The organism is Streptomyces sp. yr375, from assembly GCF_900110755.1.
GTDB lineage: Bacteria > Actinomycetota > Actinomycetes > Streptomycetales > Streptomycetaceae > Streptomyces.
In genome coordinates this window covers 1-1,315 of sequence record NZ_FOFF01000121.1, presented here as the reverse complement: position 1 = coordinate 1,315, position 1,315 = coordinate 1, and the positions used below count along the sequence as shown (strand labels likewise).

At 65.0% G+C, this 1,315-nt stretch carries 1 protein-coding gene and 1 pseudogene; both read left to right on the top strand.

Features of this window, described 5'->3' with window-relative positions; all coding sequences use genetic code 11:
- A pseudogene (locus BMZ82_RS41450) lies at positions 1-286 on the top strand (hypothetical protein); the annotation flags it as partial.
- Positions 287-333: 47 nt separating this feature from the next.
- The gene (locus tag BMZ82_RS39120) at positions 334-1,032 is read left to right on the top strand and encodes a Clp protease N-terminal domain-containing protein (RefSeq protein WP_256252368.1); all 699 of its coding nucleotides are present in this window, start codon (positions 334-336) and stop codon (positions 1,030-1,032) included.
- Positions 1,033-1,315: the final 283 nt, after the last annotated feature.

Here is a 1,315-nt window from a genome sequence, read left to right as displayed (position 1 = left end):
CGGCGAGTACTTACTGGGTGGCGCCACTTCTTCCTCGTTTCCTTGTTCAGGACAACCCTATTGGGTGCCTGTCCGGAAACTTCGTGGCCCCTCACTCTTCGGCGAGAGATTTGAGCTGTTCAGGGCAGAGTTCAACAGGCGCCTGCCCCAGGAGAGCGCGCTTCGCACCACGGCCAGGCAATGGTTCCTCACTGAGCTGATACGAACCGCCCTGCGCATCGAGCGATCCATGGAAGGCGCCGAACTCAAGGCGCTCGTCGCCCTCCATCAGCATGAGGCAGCATGAGGCAAGTACGCCTTGACAATTTAAAACTGTCAAGGCGTACTTGCCTCATGGCTCTTCCAGACCTGGACGATCTCATCGCGGAAGTCGACCGGAGATGCGACACCGCACACCGCCCCGGAGGACAAGAACAGCCCGACTGGCTCGCTCTGCTGACCGTCGCCGCCCAACTCGCAGGCCAGATGCAGGCGCTGGCAGACGACCTGGTCGAGGACTACGTCGAGCACTGCCGGATGCACGGCTCCTCATGGACCGACATCGGCACCGCCCTGGGCGTGACCCGACAGGCGGTCCAGCAGCGCTTCCACGCCCCGCACAAGCGCTACGGCCCCGACACGATGACCAACGACCTCCGACAGGCGATGGTCCACGTCAAGCAAGCAGCAGTGCACCACCGCAACAACTACATCGGCACCGAGCACCTGCTCTGGGGACTGACCGCGGAGGACAACAGCGCCACCCGACTCTTGCAGGCCACCGGCGTCTCAGCGGACACAGTCCACCGATCCGTCGGAACCCGGCTGAGCATGGGCGCCTCTCAGGCAGCCGAGCGCATCGCATGGACGCCCTACTCCCGCAAGGCCATCGCCATCGCGGAGGCGCGATCGGAGCAGAACGGCTCCGATCGCATCGACTGCGAGGACCTGCTGATCGGACTCGCGCAGGTCGGCCGCGGAGTCGCCGCCGACGTCCTCGCCGAGGCAGGCTTCGATCCCACCGCCCTCGGCACCACTCCCGCCGACGCCTGAGCCCATCACGGCCCCGGCGACCCCTACCTGTCGGTGCGAGGGCACGGCTCCCTGCCCGGACTTGAGTGAGACACACAGCCGAATCCCGTCTCACTCAAGTCCGGGCACCGCAGGTCAGAGCAGCACGATGCCCGGACATATCCGAGACAGGACACTAACTGTCGTGAGGGCGTCACGCGGGTCATGCCGGGGTGCTTGAGGATCAGGTGAGGTTCCCCCTGCCGGCCGGACAGCTTGATACTGGGACGGATGGTCCCGGAGGAAGCAGTCACAGGTAGTGAGC